A 26740-nucleotide genomic window follows, 5' to 3' on the forward strand; every position below is an offset into this window, starting at 1 on the left:
TCAGTTGTTTTTGGTATAATGAATGAGGAATGAATCTAAGGAATAAGGAGAGGGAAAATGTCTTTACAATTTATTCTCGGGACAGCCCGAAAAGACCACCGTACAGCGTTGATTGATGAATCAGTCGAATGGTTAGCAAAAGATAGCATGCACCAGGTATTTTTCCTTGTACCTAACTATAATAAATTTGAACAAGAACAAGAAATCTTGACAGAGCTGCGTCAAAGAAGTGGCAAAACGTCATTTAGTACAACGAATGTCCAAGTCTTTAGTTTTTATCGTTTAGCGTGGTATTTGTTGCAGCAAACAACGTTATTGTCTGGTAATGAACTTTCAGAATCTGGTTCGGCAATGATCTTGCGACAGATCCTAGAAAAAAATGAAGAAAATTTAACGATTTTTCGGGGAGAAATCAATAAAAAAGGGTTTATTCGCCAGTTGCAAGAATTGCACAATGAATTACGTATTGGAAATATTTCACCTGAAGATCTTGTCTTTTCAGAACTTGCGGATACGGTAAAAGCTGAAAATCAACAGTTGAAAATGAAAGATCTTCAATTGATTTTTACAGCTTTTGAAGAAGAATTGGTCCAACGTGCGCTGCAATCTGAAGATGCTTTGACCATTTTGGCAAATTATTTACAAACGCAAGACATGTCTAAGGTGAAATTTATCGTTAGTGGTTTCACTCGAGTCAATGCGCAAGAATATCAATTGTTACAGGTCATGATGGAAAAGGGACAGCTAGTGATTGATTTGCTTCTTGATCGTCCTTATATCACGGATATGCCTGAAGTGTTGACATTGTTTCATGAAACAGGAAAGCTCTATTTCCAACTGATCAACAGTGCCAAAGAACGAAGAGTGCCGGTTTTAGTGGAAAAATTTGCCCCAGAACATGAAAGACCGCTTGCACTCATGCACTTGCAAAAAATGTGGGAAGAAACTTCTAGCAACAAAAAAAGCCAGCCGCTGAAGGTTGGGCAACAAGAGGCGTTGAGAATTTGGGAAGCAGAGAACGCCACCGAAGAAGTCAGACAACTAGCTGTGGAGATCCGTCGTTTGGTCAGCGAGGAAAATTATCGCTATCGTGACATTCAAGTGTTAACGAAAGATATGGCGTTTTATGGTAACTTGCTACAACCTGTTTTCAAAGAAATGGCGATTCCTTTTTATATTGATGAAGAGCAGTTGATGGAGAATCATCCATTGATCGAATGGATCAATAGTTTATTCGCTTTAGATCGGTATGCCTATCGTTTGAATGATATCATGCGTTTTTTCAAAACTGAATTATTCATTTGTGAAGCGGATGATACACTAGACTTAACCAGTTGGCGTGAGCAAAGAAATCAGTTCCGAGCAAAATTAGATGTCACAGAAAATGTAGCACTTGCTTATAACTATCAAGGTTCATACTGGACGAGAGAAAAAGATTGGCAGTTCGTGTCTTACGATTTTGAAGCAGAACAACTGGAAGATGTTCAAGAATTAGAAAAACGCTCGAATGATATTCGGCACTTCTTCAAAGAGAAAGTCCCAACATTTTTTGACAAGATAAAAAAATGTAAAAATGGACAAGAAGGCGCGACGGTCTTTTATCGTTTTTTGGTGAACAGTGGCGTACAACAACAATTAGTTTTTTGGCGAAATCAAGAAATTGAACGAGGCAATTTAGCAGCAGCCCGAAACCATGAGCAAACATGGGGGGCGTTGATTGATTTACTGGACGAGTATTCGCTCATTTATGGGGAATCTGAATTTGACTGGCATTTGTTTCAGGAAATCATTACCAGCGGGTTAGAAAATTTAAGTTATGGGAAGATTCCTACAGCAATCGACCAAGTACGCATCAACCGCTTGGAACTGGTACGATCAAACCAGGCGAAAGTCACGTTTGCCATTGGCTTGAATGATCAAGTATTTCCTGATCGTCACGAAACGAAAGGCTTGCTTTCTAGTGAGGAAAGGGAAACGTTGAATGCTCGTTTAGCGGAAGAGAAATTTTTATTTGATCCCGCAAAAGAGAACTTGTCTTTTGAACCATTGCAAGCCTACTTGGTGTTTGCTTCAGCCACTCAGCGTCTATACCTCAGTTACGCTCAAAGTTATGATACAAACACGTTGAAAATCTCTCCTTATTTGAAACGAATCATGGAATACTTGATGATCCCAGCTGAAAGAAAAGAGCATTTGGTTTTAGACAGCGATCCGAGTTGTTATATCGGTACGTATCGTAGTGGGATCAATACAATCAATCATATCTATCGTTTAGCAAAGGAAGAGAAGAAAAAAGTTCCGGTGTATTGGCGCCAACTAAGAGAGCAGATCTTGCAATCACAATGGCGAAATTTTGCATTGCGCATTTTTGAAAGTCAAGAACATCTGAATGTCCCGGTGTCATTACCTAAAAAGATGGCAGAGGAACTCTATGGTAAAGATATTTATACCTCTATTTCCAGATTAGAAAATTTCTATAATTGTGAATATAAATATTTTGTCCAATTTGGTTTGAAACTGAAAGAACGAATGGTCTATGGTTTAACACCGGCTGCTACAGGTGATTTTTATCATGAATCATTAGATCGTTTCTTTAAATTACTATTTTCAAATCAGATATCGCTAGTAGAAATGACCGATACACAACGTAAAGAGTTTACTGAAAAAGTCTTGCAAGACGTCTTTGGTGAGTTACGCTTTGAAATTTTAGATAGTTCAGCTCGAATGAACTATATTCGTTATCAGTTAGGACAAACGATCCAAAAAGTAGCTTGGGCATTACAAAAGCAAAGTAAAAATACAGGGATGAAGCCCCTTCAAACAGAAATATTGTTTGGCCAAATTGCGGGCGCTCAAGGTATCCCAGGGTTGGAATTACCACTGAATAATGGAGGGAAATTACATGTTCGTGGGAAGATTGATCGTGTGGATGTTGCTGTTGAACAAGCGGATACTTGGCTTAGTGTTGTCGATTATAAATCAAGTGGACGTTCCTTTGATGTCACTGAAGCTTACTACGGGATGGCTATGCAACTGTTGACCTATCTAGACGTGGCGTTGATGGATGCTGTCAAATTGACTGGAAAAGCATTGGTTCGACCAGCTGGTTCCTATTATTTACATGTCCATAATCCGATTTTGTCTGAAGCAAATGAAATTGAAAAAGAGACATTGAAAAAATTCAGTTATGACGGCATCTTTGTCGATGAACCTGAGTTGTTGGAAGTATTAGATCATTCACTGGAAGCAAAAGAGAACTCTTTGATTTATCCGATCAAGAAAAATGCGAAAGATGTCTATCAAAAGGGAAGTTTTAGTAAAGAAAAATTCTATACAGAACAGGAACTCCAACTTTTTATGGCGCATAATCGTGCGAATATGCGTTTAGCAGGGGATAAAATCACGTCAGGGGAGATCAAACTTAATCCAGCATACAAAGACAAGGAGCGGCTTGCTTGTCAAATGTGTCCTTTTAGAAGTGTTTGTACGTTTGATGTGATGTTGCAAGAAAACAATTATCACCGTTTAGAAAAATTAAACAAGGAAGAAGCCCTGCGAAGAATAGAAAAAAGGAGTGAGGAAGAATGACCAAAATTCCTTTGAGACCAGAAAACGAACGATTCACTGACGAACAATGGCAAGCCATTTTTGATCAGGGAGATAACTTGCTGGTATCAGCTTCCGCTGGTTCTGGAAAAACCACAGTGCTTGTCCGTCGAGTAATCGAAAAACTAAAAATGGGGTTCAATATTGATGAACTTTTGATCGTGACGTTTACAGAAGCGGCAGCGAAAGAAATGAAAGAACGGATCCAAGAAGCTTTACAAGAGGCAGTCAATAGTGAAAGCGATCCGGCACGCCAACAACATTTCACGAAACAGCTGATTTTATTGCCAAGTGCTAATATTTCTACTTTACATGCTTTTTGTTTAACGGTTATCCGCCGATTCTACTACTTGATCGATATTGATCCAGTTTTTCGGATGTTAACGGATGAGACAGAAACGATCTTAATGAAAGAAGATGTTTGGGATGAATTACGCGAGGCTTGTTATAGCGAAGATCGGGAAGAGTTTTTCCAATTAACAATGAATTTTTCAAATGATCGTTCAGATGATGGATTGACCAATCTGGTTTTCTCTCTTTATGAATTTGCGCGAGCGAATCCTGATCCCAAACGTTGGTTAGATCAATTAGTGGATAACTATCGTTTAGATGATGGATTAGCTCATTCACCATTGTACCAAGAACAATTGCGACCACTTCTACTTACAGATATGGCACAAAGTGTGCAACTTTATGAAGAAATGGTTGGATTAGCGCAAGAAGAAGGTCTGGAAAAAATGTTGGAACAAGTTGCAGGAGAAAAAGAACAAGTCCAACGCATTTATGATCACTTATTACAAGATCAATTGCCGGAAGCCTATACGGGTTTAGAAACATTGACTTTTACTACTTTTAAAAGCAGTCGCAAAGCAGAGCTAAAAGAACGTTCAGCCGAAGTTAAAAATTTAAGAGATCAGGTGAAAAAAATCATTCAGAAAATTGGAAAAACATATTTTCCGATTTCTCCTGAACAATTGACCGAACGGACGAAAAAAGCTGCTGTCCTAGTGGAAGAGCTCACGAGTGTTACCAAACGTTTCATGGATGGCTTTAGCCAACGAAAAAGAGAAAAGGGAGTAGTAGATTTCAATGATTTAGAACATCTTGCCTTGCGAATCTTGACGACTCAAACAGAAGAGTCATGGCTTCCAAGTGAAGCATCAAAGCTTTATCGTAAGCAATTCAAAGAAGTAATGGTCGATGAATACCAAGATATCAATCAGTTGCAAGAAGCTATCCTTTATTGGCTTAGACAGCCTGATCCAACAAACGGCAATTTATTCATGGTTGGGGATGTTAAACAGTCGATTTACTCTTTTCGACTAGCTGATCCTAGTTTGTTTATTGAAAAGTATGAAGCATTTTCAACAGCTGACGGTGGAAGACGGATTATTTTGGCAGAAAACTTTCGTTCTCGTAAGGAAGTCCTGTCATTTACCAATCTAGTGTTCCAACAATTAATGGACCCTGTTGTGGGACAAATCGCTTATGATGATGCTGCACAATTACGATTAGGATTTCCCGATTTCCCCGAAGTCGATCGCTTTGAACCAGAACTATTGATTTACGAAAAAGAAGAAGAGCCAAACAGCGACCTTCCAATTGATGAGAATCTAGAGGACAAAACAGAAGGCGAACTTTTTATGACGGGCTTAAAAATCCGCGAACTGATTGATGAAAAATTCCTGATCTATGATAAAAAAATGAAACAGAATCGTCCTGTCGAATATAAAGATATCGTACTTTTAACACCTACAAAGAAGAATAATCTGACGATTTTAGAGATCTTTAAAACATTGGATATTCCTTTAGAAATGAATGATGCCCAAAATTATTTTCAATCTACTGAACTACGTACGATGATTTCTTTGCTACAATTGATTGATAATCCATATCAAGATATTCCATTGGCAGCCGTTTTACGTTCACCGATCGTAGGACTGATTGAACCAGAACTGGCACAGATCCGTTTAGCTGATCGAACGCATACCTATTATGATGCGGTGCTGGCTTACCAAACAGCAAATCAGAATGAATTAGCTGATAAATTGCGCCATTTCAATGACCAACTCGAATTGTGGCGGGAACTGGCTCGGCGGTCTTCAATCACTGACTTGCTGTGGGAGATCTATTTACAAACCGGTTATTTAGAATATGTAGCAGGTTTACCAGCCGGCGCCCAAAGACAAGCAAATCTTTATGCCTTGGCTGATCGTGCAAAAGCGTATGAACAAAGTTCGTTTAGAGGGTTGTATCAATTCGTTCGCTTCATCGAAAAGATGCAGGAAAAAGACAAAGATTTAGCGGAGCCGGTGATTTCATCCGCCGATAATGCCGTCCGAGTCATGACGATTCATGCAAGTAAAGGCTTAGAATTTCCTATTGTCTTTTTATTAGATATGACCAAACAATTCAATTTGCAAGATTTAAAAAAGCGATATGCTTTTGAAGAAAAACTAGGTGCGGGGATTCGTTATATGGACCCTGATACTCGGGTGTTGTATGATACCTTGCCTTACCAAGCAATCAAATCAGCCAAACAAAATAAGTTATTGTCAGAGGAGATGCGTAAACTCTACGTTGGTTTGACCCGTGCGGAACAAAAATTATTTATTATCGGCTCGTATAAAAATAAAGAAGATACCTTGAAGAATTGGTCAGAAGCTTCTGAACAAACCGAATTAGTCTTAGAACCAACGACTCGATTAAAAGGGAATAGCAGCTTGATGAGCTGGATCGGTCTTAGTTTGATGCGTCACCCATTGATGCAAAACTATTTTACCGAAGCAACCATTCTTTCAGAATTAAAAAACTCTGATAGCCAATTTGCGATTACTTGGATGAATCAACAATCTCTGCTTGAAAAAAGGCAACGTTTAATAGCGCAAGAAAACGATGCTGCCGAAAATAATGACGTGGATCAAACACCACTATCACCTGCTTTGAAAGCACGACTCGATTATCGTTATCCTTTCAAAGAGTCAACGCAAACCACAAGTTATCAATCGGTCTCTGAAATTAAACGTTTGTTTGAAGATCCAGATGATACGCTTGATGCTAAACTTGTCTGGGAAAGTAATGAAACAAGAGGGTTAAACCGCCAATTCCGTTATACGCAAGATACATTGGCTGAACCACGTTTCTTACAAAAAACGCAACAGGTTTCAGCTGCGGCAATCGGAACTGCAACACACTATTTATTGCAATTGCTGCCATTAGAAATGCCGACTACTGAGTCGATCCAAGCATTGCTAGATGAATTAGTCAAAAAGCGTTTAGTGGATCAAAAGGTAGCCAAAAAAATTGATTTTTCTGCTATTCTTTGGTTTTTTGAAACCGAGCTAGGAAAAGAATTGATCAAGCAAAAAGAGCATGTCAAACGGGAACAACCGTTTTCGATGTTATTACCTGCAGAACGGGTCTTTGAACAATACCCAAATGAAGAAGATGAATTGCTGATCCATGGGATTGTTGATGGTTATATCGAATTATCCACGACGATTCAATTATATGACTTTAAGACGGATTTCATTTTAGATCGCAACGATGAAACAGCGATTGATGCTGTCATTCAAAAATATCGTGGGCAATTGAATCTCTATCAACAGGCGTTGACAGAATCTTTAGAAAAGCCTGTCACAGATGTCTTTCTTGTCTTATTAAGCGCAAAGAAAATAATAAATATTAATAAATAATAATAATTGAGCAACTAGGACTTACACTTTGTAAGTAATATGCTATACTCTTAGCAAAGAGGTGAGTAAAATGGAGCTAACACAGACAGAGTTCACTTTATGTCCTAAATTTGAAAAGACCTTTTCGATTTTAGGTAAAAAATGGAATGGGCTGATTATTGATGTATTGCTTGAAAATGGTCCGCAACGCTTTGTTGATCTCGCAGCTAAAATACCTATGGTGAGTGATCGGGTTTTAGTTGAACGATTAAAAGAACTTGAAAAAGAAAAAATCATCGCCAGAAACTTCTCATGTAAAGAGTCCAGCCGTTCAGAATATATGTTAACTGAAAAAGGAGCGGATCTTCAAAAGGCCATTGTTCAGTTACAGGTTTGGAGTGAAAAATGGGTGACAGAAGAAGAATGCAGTTGATTTTGGAAGTGAAATCTTGTAAACTGGCATTAGATGAATAGCTAAAGAACGTTGACGAAAAAGAGTAGTTTGGCTAAACCAGTCCAGGGAGATCTGTCATAGACTGTAAGCAGATCCTGAGTTTGAAAAATGAAGTTCACTTTCTGAGTTCGTCTGATTTATTCAGACCGGCAAATGTCGTTAAAAAAGTAAGTGTACGGTTTTGACCGTAAATTAGGATGGTAACGCGAAGACCTCGTTCCTTTGTAGGAATGAGGTCTTTTTTGTATTTGAATTTGAAGGAGGAAATAGGGAATGTCTCTACAAGCCCAATTAGAAAGCTTGAAAGAAGCCACAATCGTTAAAATAGCGACAGCACGCGATTTAAAAGAATTAAATCAAATTCGTGTAGAAACTTTAGGAAAAAAAGGACCAATCACCGAAGTTTTACGGGGAATGAAGGATCTAAGTCCTGAAGAACGTCCGAAAGTTGGTAGTTTTGCCAATGAGATTCGTGATCTGTTGACAGCAGAAATTGAACGTAAAAAGCAAGCGTTAGAAGAAGCGGCACTTGCAACAGCTTTAAGCAAAGAAACAATTGATGTGACCTTGCCAGGACGTCAAGTCAAACAAGGAAACCGCCACATCTTGACACAAATCATGGAAGAAATCGAAGACATCTTTGTCGGAATGGGCTACCAAATTGTTGAAGGGTATGAGGTGGAGTCTGATCATTATAATTTTGAGCGAATGAACTTACCAAAAGACCACCCAGCTCGTGATATGCAAGATACTTTTTATATTTCAGAAGAGATCTTGATTCGTACGCATACCTCACCAGTACAAGCACGTACGATGGAAAAACATGACTTTTCAAAAGGTGCACTTCGAATGATCTCACCTGGGAAAGTATTCCGTCGTGATACAGATGATGCTACTCATAGTCACCAATTCCATCAAATCGAAGGATTAGTGATCGATGAAAATATTACGATGGGTGACTTAAAAGGCACGTTAGAAGTCGTAATGAAAAAGATGTTTGGTGAAGAACGTGAGATTCGACTACGTCCTAGTTATTTCCCATTTACTGAACCTTCTGTTGAAGTGGATGTCAGCTGTTTCAAATGTGGTGGCGCTGGCTGTAATGTCTGCAAGCACACCGGTTGGATTGAAATCTTAGGAGCTGGGATGGTTCATCCAAATGTATTGAAAATGTCAGGTATCGATCCGGAAAAATACTCTGGTTTTGCTTTTGGCCTTGGCCCAGATCGAGTAGCAATGCTACGTTACGGTGTCAATGATATTCGTAATTTCTATCAAAATGACTTGCGTTTCTTAAGTCAGTTCAAAGGGGAGTAAAAAGCATGTTAGTTTCTTATAAATGGTTAAATAAATATCTTGATTTGTCAGCAGTTACGCCAAAAGAACTATCTGATAAAATGTCAGTGACTGGGATCGAAGTGGAAGGAATCACGGTTCCTGAAGAAGGCTTAAAAAAAATCGTAGTCGGCGAAGTCAAGGAATGCGTACCACATCCTGATTCCGATCATTTATCGATTTGCCAAGTGGATATCGGTGAAGAAGAACTTTCACAGATCGTCTGTGGCGCACCTAACGTGAAGGCAGGGATCAAAGTCATCGTTGCTTTACCTAATTCACGGATCGCAGGGAATGTAAAAATCAAAAAAGGGAAAATGCGTGGTCAAGTTTCTAATGGGATGATTTGTGCCTTACAAGAAATTGGCTATCCAGATAGTGTTGTTCCCAAAGAATATGCTGAAGGAATCTACTATCTTCCACAAGAGGCAGTCAACGGAGAGCCCGTCTTTTCTTATTTAGACATGGACGATTCAATTATCGAGTTATCGATTACACCGAATCGCGCAGATGCTTTATCTATGCGAGGAGTAGCATATGAAGTGGGGGCGATTTATCGTCAAACACCTCATTTTGCAGAGGAAGAATTAGTAGAAGCAGCACGTCCGGCAAAAGACAAAATCAAGGTGAAAGTCGAAGATCCAGAAGCTGTGCCTGCTTATCAAATTCGAATCATTGAGGGCGTAAAAATCCAATCTAGTCCACAATGGTTACAAAATATCTTGATGAATGAAGGGATTCGACCAATCAACAACGTAGTAGATATCACAAACTATATCTTACTGTTGTTTGGACAACCATTACATGCGTTTGATTATGATCGGCTAGGATCACAAGAAATCGTCGTCCGTCAGGCAAAAGCAACAGAAAAAATCGTTACGTTAGATGGCGAAACACGTGAGTTAACACCCGAAAATCTCGTGATCACTAATGGAGAACAACCAGTCGCTTTAGCAGGTGTGATGGGCGGCTTGGATTCTGAAATCACTGAGACAACGACTACGGTTGCTCTAGAAGCAGCTTTGTTTGATCCAATTTCGATCCGTCGAACAGCGAAACAATTCAATTTAAGAAGTGAATCTTCTGCTCGTTTTGAAAAAGGAATCAATCAAGCAACAGTTGCTGAAGCGTGTGACGTTGCTGCTGCAATGATCGTTTCGTTAGCAGGCGGTGAGGTTCTTCAAGGTGCGGTTGCTGGTTCGACTTATCAAGTAGAAGACGTAACAGTAACGATCACTCTCTCACGAATCAATCATTATCTAGGAACTGACTTAACAGTGAAGGAAGTAAATGAGATTTTTGAAGCACTTGGCTTTGGCTATCAAAGTGAAGGGGAAACGTTCACCGTTACTGTTCCTCCCCGTCGCTGGGATATCAAGATTGAAGCGGATATTATTGAAGAAGTCGCTCGTATCTATGGTTATGATCGCTTGCCTTCCACATTACCAAGTGGAGAGACTGTTGCAGGAAGTTTGACCCAAGAGCAAGCAACAACACGCAAGATCCGTACATTACTTGAAGATAGTGGTTTACATGAAGCCATCAGCTATGCTTTGACAACGGAAGAAAAATCTCGTCAATTTACAATCAAAGATTCCTTAGTTACACGTCTTGATTGGCCAATGAGCGAAGACCGTTCTGTCTTACGAATGAACTTGATCAGTGGGTTACTGGATAATGTGAACTATAACGTAGCTAGAAAAAATAGTGATGTCGCTTTTTATGAAGTTGGAAGAGTCTTCTATCAAGAAAACGATCCATTGACTCATTTGCCGCAGGAAGTGAAACATGTTGCTCTTGCATTGACAGGTACTTGGCAAGATAAAAGTTGGCAAACTCAAGCAGAAGTAGTTGACTTCTATACGATCAAAGGTCTTTTAGAAAACTTGTTTGAACAATTAGGAATAGCAACAGAAATTTCTTATCAAGCAACTGATAGTTTGAAAGACATGCATCCAGGAAGAACAGCGGAAATCTATTTAGGTGAAACAGTGATTGGATTTGTTGGACAGGTTCATCCGAATACAGCTAAAGAATACGATGTTCCAGAAACCTATGTTGCAGAATTTGACTTGAGCTCAGTGATCGAAGCTGCTCAAAAAGGGATGACTTTCCATGCGGTGACAAAATTCCCTTCCGTTTCTCGGGACATTGCGATGTTAGTTGCAGAAACAGTAACCAATCAAGAAATCGTAACGGTTATCCAGTCTGCTGCAGGTAAGTTCTTAACAGACATCCAACTGTTTGATGTGTATCAAGGAAAAAATATCGAGGAAGGACATAAGTCAATGGCTTACAGTCTGACATTCGAGAATCCTGAAGCAACAATGACAGATGAAGAAATTAACCGATCAATGACTAAGATCGAAAAAGCACTAAGTGAAACAGTTGGTGCAAATATTCGTTAAACTGTAAAAAAAGACGCCCTCACAAAGAATGAGGACGTCTTTTTTATTCATTAACAAGCCAATCAGTTAAAATAATTGATTCCCATTGCAGTTTTGACTTCTGCTAGAGTTTGAGCAGCGACTTTCGCAGCAGCGTCACTACCGTCTCTTAGGATCGCCATCACAGCGGCTGGATCTTTCGCTAATTCTTCTCTTCTAGCACGAATTGGAGCAAACTCTTCTTCCAAAACATCAATCAAATAGCGTTTGATTTTTACATCACCTAGACCACCACGACGATAATGAGCTTTCATTTCTTCAATCGCGTTTTTGTCTTTTCCAAACACATCAAGATAAGTGAATACCATATTGCCTTCGACTTGACCTGGATCTTCCACGTGGATGTGATTTGGGTCTGTGTACATACTCATTACTTTTTTCTTGACCACATCAGCAGGATCAGAAATATAGATGCCATTACCCAATGACTTGCTCATTTTTCCATTCCCATCGATGCCAGGCAAACGGCCCATTCCTTTTGGCGGGAAAACGCCTTTTGGTTCCACTAAGACGTCGCCATACGTGTGGTTGAAACTTTGAACTATTTCTTGCGTTTGTTCAAGCATTGGTTTTTGATCTTCACCAACAGGAACTAAATTCGCTTTGAAAGCTGTGATATCAGCAGCTTGCGATACAGGGTAAATAAAGAATCCAGTTGGGACACCTTCACCAAATTTTTTCTGTTCGATTTCTGTTTTAACTGTAGGATTACGACGGACACGCCCAACGCTGACTAGGTTTAAATAGTACATAGTCAATTCAGCTAATTCTGGGATTTGCGATTGGATAAAAAGCGTTGATTTCGTAGGATCTAATCCAACAGCTAAATAGTCTAAAGCAACTTCAAGTACATTTGAAGAAACCTTCTCAGGATTTTTAGCGTTATCGGTTAGGGCTTGCATATCTGCAATCATTACAAAAAGTTGATTGTTTTCATCTTTTTGCATTTCTACCCGTGTTTTGAGTGATCCTACATAATGCCCTAAATGTAACTTGCCAGTCGGGCGATCACCTGTTAGAATAATATTTTTCAAAAAAAACACCTCTTTACGATTTGTAAGACTAAGCACTTAATATCTTACCGTTTTTTGGAGGAAGAAACAACCGTTCTAAATCAAAAGACGAACAAAATGCAGAAAAATAGCAGATGTAAGAAGCAAAGGAGAAAAATAACGAAAGAAAGTTTCAAAGAAACTTTACAAAATACGTAAGTTTCAGATATAATATGTTCTATTATATATCTTTAAATGTTTTCTTACTAAATAATAATGGGAGTGTAATGATATGGCAATGATTAAATTTGATAACGTGGAAAAATACTACGGCAAATTCCATGCTTTGAAAAACATAAACCTCGAGTTTGAGAAAGGGGAAGTCGTCGTTGTCATTGGTCCTTCAGGTTCAGGTAAAAGTACAATGTTACGATGTATCAATGGATTAGAAACGATCTCTTCTGGAAGATTGTTAATCAATGATATCGACCTTCAGGACAAAAAAACAAAATTGACCGAAGTCAGAAAAAATGTTGGAATGGTTTTTCAGCATTTTAATCTATATCCTAATAAAACCGTTTTAGAAAACATTACACTTGCACCGATTAAAGTATTAAAGCAAGATCAAGCAAGTGCAGTGAAAAACGCGGAAAAATTCTTAGAAAAAGTCAACATGCTCGACAAAAAAGATTCTTATCCATCTATGTTATCTGGAGGACAACAACAGCGTGTGGCAATTGCCAGAGGTTTGGCGATGAATCCGGAAATGCTGTTATTTGACGAGCCTACATCTGCTTTAGATCCGGAAATGATCGGGGATGTACTTGATGTGATGAAAAAATTAGCTCGTGATGGGATGTCAATGATCGTCGTGACCCATGAAATGGGATTTGCAAAAGAAGTAGCAGATCGGGTTATTTTCATGGCGGATGGCCAAGTATTAGAAGATAGCCGCAATGTAAAAGACTTCTTTGAGAACCCTAAAGAACCTCGGGCACAACAATTTATTAGTAAAGTAATCAATCATTGATAGGAGGAATAAAATGCGTAAGAAAACAATGATTCGTTTGCTTTTCCTTTTGGGTCTGGTCTTTTTGATATTAGCAGGCTGCAAAGGAAAAAGTGTCGCTGAAGAAAATATTCTGGAACGAAGTAAGCAAAACAACACCATAACGTGGGGTGTAAAATACGATACTCGCTTATTTGGGATGATGGATATCAAAAGTAGTACGGTTCAAGGATTTGATATCGATATCGCTAAAGCGATTACGCAAGAGATTCTTGGAAAAGATGGGAAAGCAGAATTTGTGGAAGTTACCTCTAAAACACGGATTCCTCTATTAAAAAATGGAAATATTGATGCGATTATTGCGACAATGACCATTACAGATGAACGAAAAAAGCAAGTTGATTTTTCTGATGTTTATTTTGATGCCGGACAATCTTTATTAGTCAAAAAAGGAAGCCCGATTAAAAGCGTAGATGACTTAAATGCTGAAACAACTGTGCTCGCAGTCAAAGGATCAACTTCTGCAGTAAATATCCGAGAACATGCTCCAGACGCAAAAATTCTTGAACTAGAAAACTATGCCGAAGCGTTTACTGCTTTACAATCAGGACAAGGAGATGCTATGACGACCGATAATGCCATTTTGTTGGGAATGGCTGACGAGAACCCTGACTATACTTTAGCAGGTGGGACGTTTACCAATGAACCTTATGGAATTGCGATCAATAAAGGACAAACAGAATTTTTGGATGCCGTAAATCAAGCGTTAAAAGAACTCATTGCTAACGGCATATATGATCAGATTTACCAAAAATGGTTCCCAGATACCACCCAAGGAAAAGTGAATTAAGGAGGGGAAAGAATGGCTGAGTTGCTGCAAACATATGGATCAACCTTCTTAGAAGGGTTTAAAATCACTATCTATTCAAGTGTGTTAGCTTTATTATTTAGTTTGATTATTGGAACACTGATGGCAATTTTTCAATTGTCAACGAACAAAGTGATCAGTGGACTAGCTAAAGCGTACGTGGAATTTTTTCGAAATATCCCGTTGTTGATTATTGTGATGTTCTTTTATGTCGTCCTTCCGATCTATTGGATTAGTTTTGACGGCTTTCAAGCAGGGACGATCGGTTTGACGATCTATACTTCGGCATTTATTGCAGAAACCGTTCGTTCAGGGATTCAAACAGTGCCAAAAGGGCAAACAGAAGCGGGTTTATCAGCTGGTTTGACCTATGCGCAAACGATGCGGTTTATTATTTTGCCGCAGGCTTTCAAGATTGTCGTACCACCATTAGGAAACCAATTCATTAATCTAGTCAAAAATTCATCGATTTTAGCTATCGTTGCTGGGTTAGATTTAATGTACCAAGGGGACTTAATTGCCAGTGAAACTTTCAACACTTTTGATACCTATATCATCGTGGGTCTTTTTTACTTAGTAATTACATTACCTTTGTCTTACTTGATGACATATTTAGAGAAAAAATGGGCAGTTCGTTCATAGGAAGGGGAGAACAAAATGGATTTTAGTGGTGCTTTTTCATGGATGAATATCCGCTTCTTATTAGAAGGATTAAAAGTGACTGTGGAGGTTTCATTATTTTCAATCATCTTTAGTTTTTTGATTGGCGGGATTTGTGGTGTGGTTCGTTTTGCTAATATACCTTATTTTTCAAAAATACTAGGAATACTAATTGATATTATCAGAAATCTTCCATTGCTATTGATCATTTTCTTTACGTATTTTGCCTTACCACAAATCGGTATCCAAATGAATATTTTTTGGTCAGCCGTAGCAGCATTGACGATTTTTGAATCGGCTATGTTATCAGAAATTTTTCGAGCAGGGTTGAATGCCGTTCCTAAAGGACAAATGGAGGCTGGTCTTTCCACAGGATTGTCTTATGTAGAAACGATGAGAATCGTCGTTTTACCCCAAGCATTTAAATCAATGATCCCAGCAATCGTGAGTCAGCTGATTTCATTGATCAAGGATACATCATTAGCAGTGATCATTTCCTTACCTGAATTGACTCACCAAGCACGAATTGTTTACGGACAAAATACCAATTATGTATTGCCAATGTTTGTGGCAATGACATTGATGTATTTTGCTGTCTGCTATGCTTTATCCTTACTTTCTTCCTATTTAGAAAAAAGAAAGTACAGCTATTAGTCAAAAACTTAGCATGCTCGTTGTTCAATGAAAATTGTTCAGCGAGTATTTTTATTTGATTCGTCAATGTAAAACTTAGATCGTTTTTCTCTTCAACGATATTGTGAGAGAAAGTAGTCGTAGACAAAGATCAGCTTAAAAACATAGCTTACAGTTTTGTTCGTTCAGGTCATTTAAAAATATGGACTGTCTTGACAGTAGGAAGTATACTAAGTGTCGTTAGGTAAACGTATTGAAATGAGAGGATGCCTAACAGAGTTTGTGGTAACTATAATGGATAGAGAAAGAGATGTTGTTAGATGGAAGAGATTATAAATGCTTTTCAAGCAAACCCGATATTTTCTACGGGATGTATTATTTTTATCATAGGTGTGTTAATTTTTTGTTTTGGAAGAAAATTATTTTTCGTTCGTTGGCTATTGGGAGATACCAGTATGTTCGGACAACTATTTTGGGGACTGATTTTATCAGGTATCGGACTAGCAATCATTGTCTATTATCGAATGTAATTGACTAATTGTATACGAAGATCCATTGCTTGCGACAAACAGGAAATGGTAAAAAGAAAGAAGTTTCTGTAAGATTTTCTAGAAATATAGTACATTTTTTGTGTAAGGGTTCGTTTATTTAGGAAAATGTCAAAAATGAATGAACAAATTGGTCGGTTAGAAAACCAGCTGTTCTGAACGACTGCTAAAGCAAAAAAGGGGAGCTTGCGTGAAGTAGAAGTACGATGTTCTAGTGGTCGATAGATCATTCAATCAACAATTTGTGACAAACAGAAGTGGATAAATTAAGAATCTTCAATTTTAATCTAGTATAGGCAGTCATCATCCATTCTCTATAAGTGGGTGATGACTGCTTTTTGACAGAATGGTTATCGGATAGTAACTCGAAAAACAACATGTTTAGTGATATCAGATGCCAAAAAATTCTTTCTGCAGAAATAAAAGTTACTTAGATACTCCTTTTTTCTGATAGTTTAACAAGGTAGTATATAACTTTTAAAGGAGAGAATAACATGCCAAATGATAAACAAAAAATAGCAGTAATACGGACAGGAAGTCAATATGCTATTGCTCTTCAACTAATCAAGGATCATAAGCTTGTGAGGGGAGAAGCTAATAGTTCGGAAAAGTTAGCAACTTTAGGTAAAATTCTTTCTAACTATAAGAGAGAGTCTGCAGAAGGGATTATCTTTTATCTTCCGCTTCTTCCAGAAGAGAAAAAACTGTTACGACAAAGGAACATCCAAATGAACATCCAAATGAATAGTGATGATAGAATAGTAGTGGATGATAAAAATAAAACCTTTTATATTAACTACCTTAATCAAAGGTATGATTTAAGCAAAGAAGCAGTTTTGTCGAAAGAAACAAAACATGCACTAATTCAAGACCTTGATAAATTCTATTTCGATTCTTTGGACCTTAATAGGTTTACTTCCTTTATTTATGATTTAGATGTGATCGCTAGAAGAGATGTTCAGACACTCTTAAAGAAGCAAACGCCCAAGATAGAAAAATCAATAAAAAAGGCTAGAGAAGATATGGCGGTTGATCAAGTGAAAGAAAGATTTAAGATGAACAGACACTATACTGAAATTCCTCCAACACTAATGGTGAAATTTCAAGACGAGTTGAAAAAATCTGAATACATAAGTAAAAAGAGGCAAAAAATAGAAATTGAGAAATTAAAAAGTGAATATAAGTCTCCAAGTAAACCAAATGAAAGACAAGAATATTTCAAGATGAGTGTAAGAGAATTTTTTGAAAAAGGAAGCTCAGAACAAAGAAGTCTTACGAAAAAAAGAATTGAGCAATTAAAAACATCTGTACTACCAAAGTCACAGGCATATCTAAACAAAAAGGATCAATTTCAAAGATAGTGATCAATAAACTCTAAAAATAATTACATAATAAATGAGTGTGGGATATTGATCTGATTAATATCCCACTTTTTATGGCTAAATTAAAACTGGGATTAAAAAATCAATGAAATATTATGAAAGGAATTGTTATGTATAGGAATACTCAAATATAATTTCATGATGCATAATTCTTTGAAAATACTATTCTTGACCTTGTATTCTCAGAAATTAAAAGTAATAACCTAGAATTTTAATCAATTAAATGGTATTAAATTGCATAATTTTCTTTTCTTGGAAATAAAAGTTTTCTTATGTATTCTTTTTTCTGATAAATTGATGAAGCAGTACATAAAATTTTAAAGGAGAGAATAACATGCCAAACATGGAACAGAAAAAAGAAACAAATCAAAAAATTGCAAATAATGAAAGCGGACGACCTCGAAATACTTTGTATAATCATGCTACTATAGCTTTTCAACTAATCGAAGAGTGTAAACTTGAGGAGGGTGAACCTGTTAGTTCGGAAACATTAGCAGCAATAGGTGAATTTCTTTCTGAACTTAAAGATGATGTAGCAGAAGGGGTCATCCAACGACTTCCACTTCATCCAGATGAGAGCAAACTCATACAACCAAACAACCGAATAGAGACCCAAAATACAATAGAAGTAACTAGCCAAAATAAAAATTTTTATATTGACTACCTTAAGACAAGGCATAAGATTCACTCAGATACACGTTTGCCGAAGGAAACAAAAGATGCACTAATTGGAGACCTTAATAAATTTAAGTTTAATCCCTTGACTCCTGATACGTGTATAGCATTTATTCATGATCTAAAAATAATCGCTGAACAGGACGCTAAGGAACTTATAGGAAATCAAACGTCAAGAGTGGAAAAATTAATTGAAGAAAGAAAAGAAAATGAAGCGGTTAAGCAAGCGATAGCACGTTTTATGAAGGATAGACACTTTACTAAACTTAACCCCACCATATTGGAGCTATTCATAGATGAGTTGGAGAATAGACCAAGAATAAGCCGAGAGAGACGAGAAAAAGAAATTGAGAAGTTTAAGAGTGAATATAACTATGATGAAAAAGAATATTTTAAGGTAAAAGCAACAGATCAAGTTTCATTAAGTGAAAGACTAAATAATTCAGATTTAAAACCAGAAACTCTACTAAACCAAAATGTACAACAAAAGACTCCACCACCGATTCCACCAAAACCAAAAGTATCTGTTCAAAGTAATTCAATAAATGCTACGGCACAGGATAAGCTAGTATCCATGTTGGCTGAATCAACAAAAAGACATTATCAACTTTCAAAGAATCAACCGACAGCTCCAGAAAAACTACATACAATAGCAAATGAAGTGGTGAATTTAGACCTTAATATAGACCAGAAACAAGAGCTTATAAGTACGCTTCCTATGTCAAAAGCAGATAGAGACAAACTTCGGAATATATTCCAAAGTAATGCAATAAATGATAAGGCAGTATCCCTGATGATTAAAACAATAAAAAACGATTATCAACTTTCAAAGAGTCAATTTACAGCTCCAAAGGTTTTACATGAAATAGCCGTTACCATTGAGAATAGTGTACTTGATCAAAATTATATGAAAAAAGTTCCTGAAGCTCTTGGCATGAGAAGAGAAGATGAAAAAACACTTCGAGATATGATCAGCGAAAGCCTGAAACAGCAACCCAATAAATTACAAGAAAATAAGACAGACACTAAAATAAATGGGAAGACTATAGATCAAGTACAGACTGAAAACATGATATTGTTATGTGAGGCAATGGACACAGCATTGGGACTTAAAGCGAACAAAAAGGTAGACCCAGAAATGCTATCTATGATGGCCGAATTTATTGTTAACAGTAGCCTTGATAAAGTCTCTCAACGCAATGTAGTTGATGTGATTTTTATTACTAAAGAAGATAAAAAGGACCTTATCAAAATAATGAAAGAAAAAACAGCGTTGCTGAACAGGGCACACGGAACTTCACAAGAACCAGCTAAAATAAACCTAAACTCAACAAATCAAGTTTCATTGAGTGAAAGACTAAATAATTCAGATTTAAAACCAAAAACTCTACTAAACCAAAATGTACAACAAAATAATCATTTACCTAAAAAGTCAGATGGATTTAGTCGATGAACAATAATTGCTGGCTCTTTGTCAAATGATGTTGGTAAAGAGAAATCTTAGAATAATTTGGACGAGATTGGGACAATAATACTTTTCAAAAAAAAAATCAGGCTGATTTTTCTTATTTTAGACACTTTTTCCTTCATATATTTCCCCAATTTTCTCAAATTAAGTGCCATGAGTGCCAAGCCAATATCAATCGTTGCTCCTTGTTTCCCATGTAAGTGAAAACGGCCAAGTGAGCCTTTAGATGCTCGAACACTGGTTCGACATCAATTTTTCGTTTCCGATAAATTGAACCGATTTTCTCCTCTAAAAGCTTTTTCCTGCATTCTGCTTTGAAATAGCACCAATTATTATTTAAAGGCAACATCCGTTTCTGGAATATATTATTGTTCTACATCTAGTGGTAAAGTTGTTTGATTGATGGTATAATTTTTAAACATAAAAGCATGCTCCTTTTTGATTGGGTTGGGTTACTTTAATCTCACAAGGTTGCGTGCTTTTTGTGTACCTTAAAATCAAAAAAATGGGGCAATAATCAGATTTTTTTCTGACTATTGTCCCAGTTCAGTTCTTTTTATTTGGTTAAAATAGTTTTATCGTGTCGAATTGTGATCCGTCGTTTGAAATTATAAAAATTTCGAAAACAATAAGTATTGTGTTTTAATACTTTAATATGGTTGTTTAAACATTCTAGTGGTCCGTTTGAATAACTGTAGCGGAGGACATTTTGGATCTGTGGCAGAAACTTTCTAAATGTTCGCAAAGTTATCGCATAAGTTTCAGGTAACTGGCTGACTTCTCTGGATAAACAGTCCTCAAATAGTGAATGATCTCTTTTCTTTACTCATAAAGAACATCTTGGTATAACTGATAGCCTTGTCGTAGATCGGCACAAGTAGCTAACAATCGGTCGACAATCTCACTTTCAGTTAAGTAATCTTTGAAACTGGAACACCAAACCCGTTTTTCATAGTTCAACTTTGCTTCTTCTTTTTGTAGGAGTTTCCAATAACGTTTCATTTTTCTACCAAGCCCACGTTGGTATTGAGAAGTACTTTTAAGTCGTGCATTGGTATCCTTCACTCGGTGGTTTAAAAAAGTTCTTCCTATATGTTGAATAATGTGGACACTCTTCGGGCGTGTATTGAAGAGTACCTTTGTAAATCAAGCAAAATTTCTCTTTATATCTTTCTTTGGTTTAACAATTTACCTCAAAATAGATAGTTAGGTCTAGAATATTTAGGGGATCTTTGATAAGCTGAGTACAAGACATCTTGAATTATCCTATGAATTGGTTCGTCAAATTAATTCTAAAGGATTTCAGGGTGTCTTTTCTATGTTTTTACATCATGAAAAAGATGTTGGTAAATTTCACCAACATCAAAAAATATAGAGCCCAAATTACATAGTATATGAGCTCGGGTCGTTAATCAGAAAAAATTGGATGAACGACCCGATTTTTATAGCTAAATCAAAAATAGGATTAAAGAATCAATGAAATATTATGAAAGGAACTGTTATGTATAGGACTTCTCAAATACAATTTTTTGATGCATAATTCTTTGAAAATACTATTCTTGACCTTGTATTCTCAGAAACTAAATGTAGTAACCTAGAATTTTAATCAATTAAATGGTATTAAATTACAAAAATTTCTTTTCCCGGAAATAAAAGTTTTTTATGTATTCTTTTTTTTTGATAAATTGATGAAGTAGTATATAAAATTTTAAAGGAGAAGATAATATGCCAAACAAGGAACAGGAAAAGACAAAAACTATTCAACAGGAACCAACTGAATTAAATTCGAATACAACTAAAGAAAAAGAGAATAGTCCATTCATAAGTAAAAAGAGAGCAGAAGAAAAATTGAAGAATAAACTTAGCAAAAAAGAGGATAAAGCGGTTAAACAAGAGATAAAAACAGTTATGAAGGATGCAGACAGGACTCAAGATCCTTCCCAAATATTTAAGTATCTCACATATGGATTAGAGCATAATCCATTCATAAGTAAAGAGAGAGCAGAAGAAGAATTGAAGAAGTTTAAGGGTAAATATAGAAAAAAAGAGGATAAAGCGGTTGAGCAAGTAATAGCAAAAGTTATGAAGAATAGAGCCATCCCTCGAAGTAGTGTATTGAGGTATCTTAAAAATGAGTTGAAAAAAAGTCCACACATAAGCCGACAGAGAGTAGTAGAAGAAATGGGGAAGTATGAGGGAGGTAATAATGTTAGAAATAGTTCTGAAGTTCCAGTGAACAAAGATAGAAGAGAAAATCTTAAAGAAAAACTAAATAGAGTATCTAAAGAAGAAAACTCATCCCCAAAAAGAGCAGCTGTATCTCAAGACCTACAGCATAAGCAGGATAACCCGTTACATAGATAATAATCAATAAACTCTAAAAATGATTACATAATAAATGAGTGTGGGATATTAATCAGAAAAAATTTGATTAATATCCCACTTTTTATGGCTAAATGAAAACTGGGACAGAAGAATCACTTCTGATTCTATACCCCAAAAAAAAGTTAGACAAAAATAATCAGAGGGCTGATAAAATAAGGATTCTCACGTCATTTATTTTTTATATCTGTCATCAAGCGTCTTACTGTATAGCGGAAATAGTATCCGTTGAAATACGGGAAAGAGAATCAAATAAAAAAAGAAATTACCTATACCATGGGCGAGATCAAAAGGAAGTCCTTGAAAATAGTAAGCCCAAAAAGAGGGAAGTTGATAGATGAAAGTTTCAATTCGTGAAACAATCAAACCGTAAATTAATCCACAAATAAAGCTCAAAATTGCTTGAATAGTCACATGCTTAGCGACTATAGGTAACTGATTCATCCAATGGAAAAACAAAACAATCCCGCTGAAGGCGAGCATTTGACTGATTGTCCAAGTCCCTAATCCTAAATATAGATTAGTGATGAATAAGCTCAATATGGAGACGATTAAAGCATCTGTTAAAGAACCAAATGCCGCAAGTAGTAAAAAAATTGCTGTCATAGGTTGAATATTTGGTAACCAAGCAAAAAAAATTCTGCCTACGACACAGGCAGCAATTAATAATGACAAATAAGCAAATTTGTGAATCGTAAAGTAAGGTTTTTGTTTAAATGTGTTCATCTTTTGAGGCTGCTCCTTCACTGATAATAGTTCTCATTATATCATAAATTTTTTTTATTACAAGATTGAAAAACACATGATGTAGTGTAATAATAATTAACAAACACTATATATAGTGTTTTTTTATGATAAGGTGGCGATGGAATGGGAATTTATTCAAAAAAATATATAGAAAAACTTAATCAGGATATACGGAATTATCCAGAGGTCAAACCTATTGATCCACAAATGAAACTGACATTTGAAGGGATTTCACGCTTGATCATGTTGGATCGATATACTTACAAAGATCCACATAATCAGACGTTAACCATAGGTGATCTAGTCGTCTTGACGGTACATGCGGATCCACAATACCCGGCTCGTGGAATTGGAACGATCATTCAGCACTCTGGAGACGATTTAACGATCGAAGTGGAAGAGGAATTTCGCTCCTCTTTGACTGATCCTGAAGAAATAGCTCGTGGATTCGTTAAAAGAAACAAAAGTGAAGTTGAAAAACCTTTAGAGCTGTATTATGAACAAATTGCTGCTCGGGTTGCTTCCGGAATTAGTCAAGTCGAGGGCGATAGAAAAGCAGAATTTTTTGAAGATTTTTACAAACAATTGACTGAACAAAATTTGATTCCTGCCGGAAGGGTGTTATATGGCGCTGGTACGCAATCAGAAGTCACATACTTTAATTGTTTTGTCATGCCATTTATTCAAGATTCTCGCTCTGGTTTAGCAAAACACCGAGAAGAAGTCATGGAAATCATGAGTCGTGGTGGTGGAGTAGGAACGAATGGCTCAACCTTGAGACCAAAATCAGCTGTCGTACATGGCGTAAATGGAAAATCTTCTGGTGCTGTTTCTTGGCTCAATGATTTAGCTAATCTCACCCATTTAGTCGAGCAAGGAGGAAGTCGCAGAGGGGCGCAAATGATCATGCTAAATGATTGGCACCCAGATATTTTTGAATTTATTATTTCAAAAATCCAGAATCCATTGATCTTGCAACAGTTGATAACTACAAGTAAAAATCCGCTAATCAAACAGTTGGCAAGTGAGAAACTAGCTTTTTCTCCTTTAACTCAAGAAGAAAGGGAGCTATTTGAAGTCTTGCTTAAGGAAGAGGGGCTTTTGCAATTTGCAGAATATACTTTCATCAAAGAGGCTAAGCAAAAATTAAAAATGGGTGGAAGTTATAGTGTCAAAGATCCTGACTTCTTAACAGGGGCGAATATTTCAATCTGTCTGACAAAGGAATTCATGGCAGCTGTCGCACAAGATAAGACCTATGATTTGCGTTTTCCTGCTATTGACGAGTATACAGAAGTAGAAATGGCTGATTATGATCAACATTGGGCTGAAATCGGTGATGTTCGTGAGTGGGAAGCGACAGGACGTAAAGTGAAAGTTCATCAAACAATTCGAGCCAGAGAGCTTTGGGAATTGATCACTTACTGTGCTACTTATTCTGCGGAACCAGGGATCTTTTTTATTGATAACGCCAATGAGATGACTAATGCTGCTGCCTATGGTCAAAAAGTCGTTGCAACAAATCCTTGTGGAGAACAGCCATTGACACCGTATGCGGTATGTAATCTTGCGGCTATCAATTTAGCGAATATGGTAGATGAGCACCAAGAAATCGATTTTCAAAAAGTTGCAGAAGTGGTTAGAACCAGTGTACGTTTCCAAGATAATGTTATTGATGCGACCCCTTATTTTTTTGACAAGAATGAGCAACAAGCAAAAGGGGAACGTCGTATTGGTTTAGGGGTGATGGGCTTAGCCGACTTATTGATCTATTGCGGCAAAACGTATGGCTCTAAAGAAGGAAATGCGTTAGTCGATCAATTGTTTGAAACGATTGCCGTTACAGCTTATCAAACGTCGATCGAATTGGCAAAAGAAAAAGGAAGTTTTCCTTATTTAGTTGGTAAGAACGAAGAAGAAACACGACAATTACGTGAGCGTTTTATCCATTCTGGGTATATGAAAAAGATGCCAGAACATATTAGGCAAGGTGTCTTAACTTATGGAATCCGTAATTCACACTTATTAACCGTTGCACCAACTGGCTCGACAGGTACGATGACTGGTGTTTCCACGGGATTGGAACCTTATTTCTCTTTTTCCTACTTTAGAAGCGGTCGCTTAGGAAAATTCATTGAAGTACACGCTGAAATCGTTGACGAATATCTAGCGAAACATCCAGAGGCAGATGCCTCAGAGTTACCGGAATACTTTGTCTCAGCAATGGAGCTTTCACCAGAAGCTCACGTGGATGTCCAATGTACGATCCAACGATGGGTTGATAGCTCCATTTCCAAAACAGTCAACGCACCTAAGGGATATCGTGTTAAAGAAGTAGCTGATATTTACGAACGACTTTATCAAGGTGGGGCAAAAGGCGGTACGGTATATGTTGACGGTAGCCGAGATTCACAAGTCCTGACTTTATCAGCGGAAGAAAATAGTTTTACCGATGAGCTAGTAACATCAGAGGTACACCCAGATGTTTTGCTAACAGAAGCTTCAAACGACTCAGCAACGAGTGAAGAGCGCTGTCCGATTTGTCATGAAGGTACAATTGAAGAAATCGGAGGTTGCAGTACTTGCACCCATTGTAAAGTACAACTAAAGTGTGGATTATAAGGTTAAAAAGGAGCATGGTACCATGAAAATCTATACTAAAAGTGGTGATGCTGGGATGACTAGTATTATCGGAGGGCAACGGCTAGCTAAGTCAGCTTCTCGTGTTAGAGCTTATGGAAGTGTGGATGAAATCAATTCTTGGGTAGGAACGATCGTTGCAGAATTAGATCCTGATAAATTTGCGCTTTTGATCGAACAATTAATCCAACTTCAACGATTACTATTTGATATCGGAACAGATTTTGCCACACCAACGGAAGTCAAAGAACGGATCGTGACTAAAAAAGATTTGGAGAAAATGGAAGAAATGATTGATTTTTATCAAGAAAAACTACCGGTGATCGACAAATTTATCTTACCTGGTGGACATCCAGTAGCAGGGCATTTCCATCTTGCCCGAACAGTGACCCGAAGAGCGGAACGTGAAATCACTTAATTGATTTTGGAAGAAACAGAAACGAATCAAATGAGTTATAAACTGATTAATCGGTTATCGGATCTCTTTTTTGTCTTGGCACGTTATGTCAATGTGGTTTATCATATTAAAGAACCATTCTATGAGCGAGCTGGGAAAGTATTCCATTAATTATTTATCAGACCTTACTGTTTGGATTAAAATCTAACTGTCTAAGAATCATATCTATAATGTTTAAAGTGATAACTTAAGTAAATTCTTTTTACAAATTAATAAATAGGAGTGTTTTTTTTGAAGAAATTCATAGTATTATTAGCTGCTTTATCAAGTATGATCGTTATGACTGGTTGTCAATCACCTACCACGACAGAACAATCAAGCGCTCAATCACAAGCCACTACAAAAAAAGTGACCATCACTTTGCAAGAAGAGGGAAAAGAACTATCGGCAAAAAACGTTACTTACCAACCAAATCAGACCTTGTTGGAATTACTAAAAAAACAGTTTTCAGTGAAAGAAGACAATGGTTTTGTGACGGCAATTGATGGGCACGCACAAGACAAAGATAAAGGATTATATTGGACGTTCACAATCAACGGCAAAATGGCGGAAAAAGGAGCAAATGATATTAAATTATCACCTAACGATCAGATAGTGTTCAATTTAGCAACATTCAAGTAAGAGTGTAACAGTTCAAAAATTAACTTGAGCGTGCGATCAAATCTTTCGGATGAACAAGCCTAAAAAGACGAAAATCAGGAGAACTGATTTTCGTCTTTTTATCTAGCTTTAATAAATATTGTGGTAGAAAATAGGCTCCATG

At 37.0% G+C, this 26740-nt stretch carries 17 protein-coding genes, 3 pseudogenes and 1 other annotated feature; of the genes and pseudogenes, 16 read left to right on the forward strand and 4 right to left on the reverse strand.

The genetic code is table 11. The features are described 5' to 3' along the window. Nucleotides 1-57: 57 nt before the first annotated feature. From IGJ11_RS05805 to pheT, 5 genes are all read left to right on the forward strand, one after another. Nucleotides 58-3588, forward strand: a complete 3531-nt coding sequence (locus IGJ11_RS05805) for a PD-(D/E)XK nuclease family protein (protein WP_207432314.1) — start codon at nt 58-60, stop codon at nt 3586-3588. Next, a complete protein-coding gene (gene addA / locus IGJ11_RS05810; protein WP_207432306.1) occupies nt 3585-7301 on the forward strand; it encodes a helicase-exonuclease AddAB subunit AddA in 3717 nt (1238 codons plus the stop codon). Before IGJ11_RS05805 ends, addA begins: the two co-directional genes overlap by 4 nt. A gap of 70 nt (nt 7302-7371) precedes the next feature. After that, on the forward strand, nt 7372-7713 hold the full coding sequence (locus IGJ11_RS05815) for a winged helix-turn-helix transcriptional regulator (protein ID WP_010719304.1): 342 nt from the start codon (nt 7372-7374) through the stop codon (nt 7711-7713). Nucleotides 7714-7755: 42 nt separating this feature from the next. After that, nucleotides 7756-7959: a binding site (T-box leader), on the forward strand. A gap of 48 nt (nt 7960-8007) precedes the next feature. Then, the gene (pheS, locus tag IGJ11_RS05820) at nt 8008-9051 is read left to right on the forward strand and encodes a phenylalanine--tRNA ligase subunit alpha (RefSeq protein WP_010719303.1); all 1044 of its coding nucleotides are present in this window, start codon (nt 8008-8010) and stop codon (nt 9049-9051) included. Between the two features lie 5 nt (nt 9052-9056). Beyond that, nucleotides 9057-11477: a phenylalanine--tRNA ligase subunit beta gene (gene pheT / locus IGJ11_RS05825; protein ID WP_178286327.1), complete on the forward strand. Its 2421-nt coding sequence runs from the start codon at nt 9057-9059 to the stop codon at nt 11475-11477. A 62-nt stretch (nt 11478-11539) separates the two neighbouring features. Here the strand turns inward: pheT and trpS are convergent, their stop codons facing one another. Continuing rightward, a complete protein-coding gene (gene trpS / locus IGJ11_RS05830; RefSeq protein ID WP_178286325.1) occupies nt 11540-12550 on the reverse strand; it encodes a tryptophan--tRNA ligase in 1011 nt (336 codons plus the stop codon). A 250-nt stretch (nt 12551-12800) separates the two neighbouring features. Here trpS and IGJ11_RS05835 point away from each other — a divergent pair, with 250 nt between their 5' ends. From IGJ11_RS05835 to IGJ11_RS05865, 7 genes are all read left to right on the forward strand, one after another. Beyond that, nucleotides 12801-13538: an amino acid ABC transporter ATP-binding protein gene (locus tag IGJ11_RS05835; RefSeq protein WP_010719300.1), complete on the forward strand. Its 738-nt coding sequence runs from the start codon at nt 12801-12803 to the stop codon at nt 13536-13538. Nucleotides 13539-13551: 13 nt separating this feature from the next. Then, a complete protein-coding gene (locus IGJ11_RS05840; protein ID WP_034699986.1) occupies nt 13552-14367 on the forward strand; it encodes a transporter substrate-binding domain-containing protein in 816 nt (271 codons plus the stop codon). A gap of 12 nt (nt 14368-14379) precedes the next feature. Continuing rightward, nucleotides 14380-15027 carry an amino acid ABC transporter permease gene (locus tag IGJ11_RS05845; protein WP_010719298.1) on the forward strand — a complete coding sequence of 216 codons (648 nt, stop codon included), beginning with the start codon at nt 14380-14382 and terminating at the stop codon, nt 15025-15027. A gap of 15 nt (nt 15028-15042) precedes the next feature. Then, nucleotides 15043-15699: an amino acid ABC transporter permease gene (locus IGJ11_RS05850; RefSeq protein ID WP_010719297.1), complete on the forward strand. Its 657-nt coding sequence runs from the start codon at nt 15043-15045 to the stop codon at nt 15697-15699. Nucleotides 15700-15998: 299 nt separating this feature from the next. After that, complete coding sequence (locus IGJ11_RS05855; protein ID WP_010737487.1) at nt 15999-16208, forward strand: hypothetical protein; 210 nt, start codon at nt 15999-16001, stop codon at nt 16206-16208. 512 nt (nt 16209-16720) lie between these two features. Continuing rightward, complete coding sequence (locus IGJ11_RS05860; RefSeq protein ID WP_207432299.1) at nt 16721-17587, forward strand: hypothetical protein; 867 nt, start codon at nt 16721-16723, stop codon at nt 17585-17587. Nucleotides 17588-17942: 355 nt separating this feature from the next. Further along, a complete protein-coding gene (locus IGJ11_RS05865) occupies nt 17943-19736 on the forward strand; it encodes a hypothetical protein (RefSeq protein WP_438772437.1) in 1794 nt (597 codons plus the stop codon). Between the two features lie 47 nt (nt 19737-19783). On the opposite strand, the pseudogene IGJ11_RS05870 reads toward IGJ11_RS05865, so the two are convergent. Together IGJ11_RS05870 and IGJ11_RS05875 are read right to left on the reverse strand one after the other, a co-directional pair. Continuing rightward, nucleotides 19784-20094 (reverse strand): annotated as a pseudogene (locus tag IGJ11_RS05870) (transposase); the annotation flags it as partial. A gap of 213 nt (nt 20095-20307) precedes the next feature. After that, nucleotides 20308-20858: pseudogene (locus IGJ11_RS05875) on the reverse strand (transposase); the annotation flags it as partial. Nucleotides 20859-21476: 618 nt separating this feature from the next. Here IGJ11_RS05875 and IGJ11_RS05880 point away from each other — a divergent pair. Continuing rightward, nucleotides 21477-22115, forward strand: a complete 639-nt coding sequence (locus IGJ11_RS05880; protein WP_178286321.1) for a hypothetical protein — start codon at nt 21477-21479, stop codon at nt 22113-22115. Nucleotides 22116-22307: 192 nt separating this feature from the next. On the opposite strand, the gene IGJ11_RS05885 is transcribed toward IGJ11_RS05880, so the two are convergent. Then, nucleotides 22308-22859, reverse strand: a complete 552-nt coding sequence (locus tag IGJ11_RS05885) for a DUF6580 family putative transport protein (RefSeq protein ID WP_096710395.1) — start codon at nt 22857-22859, stop codon at nt 22308-22310. A 144-nt stretch (nt 22860-23003) separates the two neighbouring features. Between IGJ11_RS05885 and IGJ11_RS05890 the strand changes: the two genes are divergently transcribed. The 3 genes and pseudogenes from IGJ11_RS05890 (at nt 23004) to IGJ11_RS05900 (ending at nt 26598) form a co-directional block, all read left to right on the forward strand. Continuing rightward, entirely contained in the window at nt 23004-25502 is a 2499-nt protein-coding gene (locus IGJ11_RS05890; RefSeq protein ID WP_207432295.1) for a vitamin B12-dependent ribonucleotide reductase, read from the forward strand. A gap of 22 nt (nt 25503-25524) precedes the next feature. After that, a pseudogene (locus IGJ11_RS05895) lies at nt 25525-26088 on the forward strand (cob(I)yrinic acid a,c-diamide adenosyltransferase). Nucleotides 26089-26199: 111 nt separating this feature from the next. Further along, complete coding sequence (locus tag IGJ11_RS05900) at nt 26200-26598, forward strand: DUF4430 domain-containing protein (protein ID WP_223603268.1); 399 nt, start codon at nt 26200-26202, stop codon at nt 26596-26598. Nucleotides 26599-26740: the final 142 nt, after the last annotated feature.

The organism is Enterococcus sp. DIV0691 (genome assembly GCF_051711145.1).
In the GTDB taxonomy this organism is placed as follows: Bacteria; Bacillota; Bacilli; order Lactobacillales; family Enterococcaceae; genus Enterococcus_B; species Enterococcus_B hirae.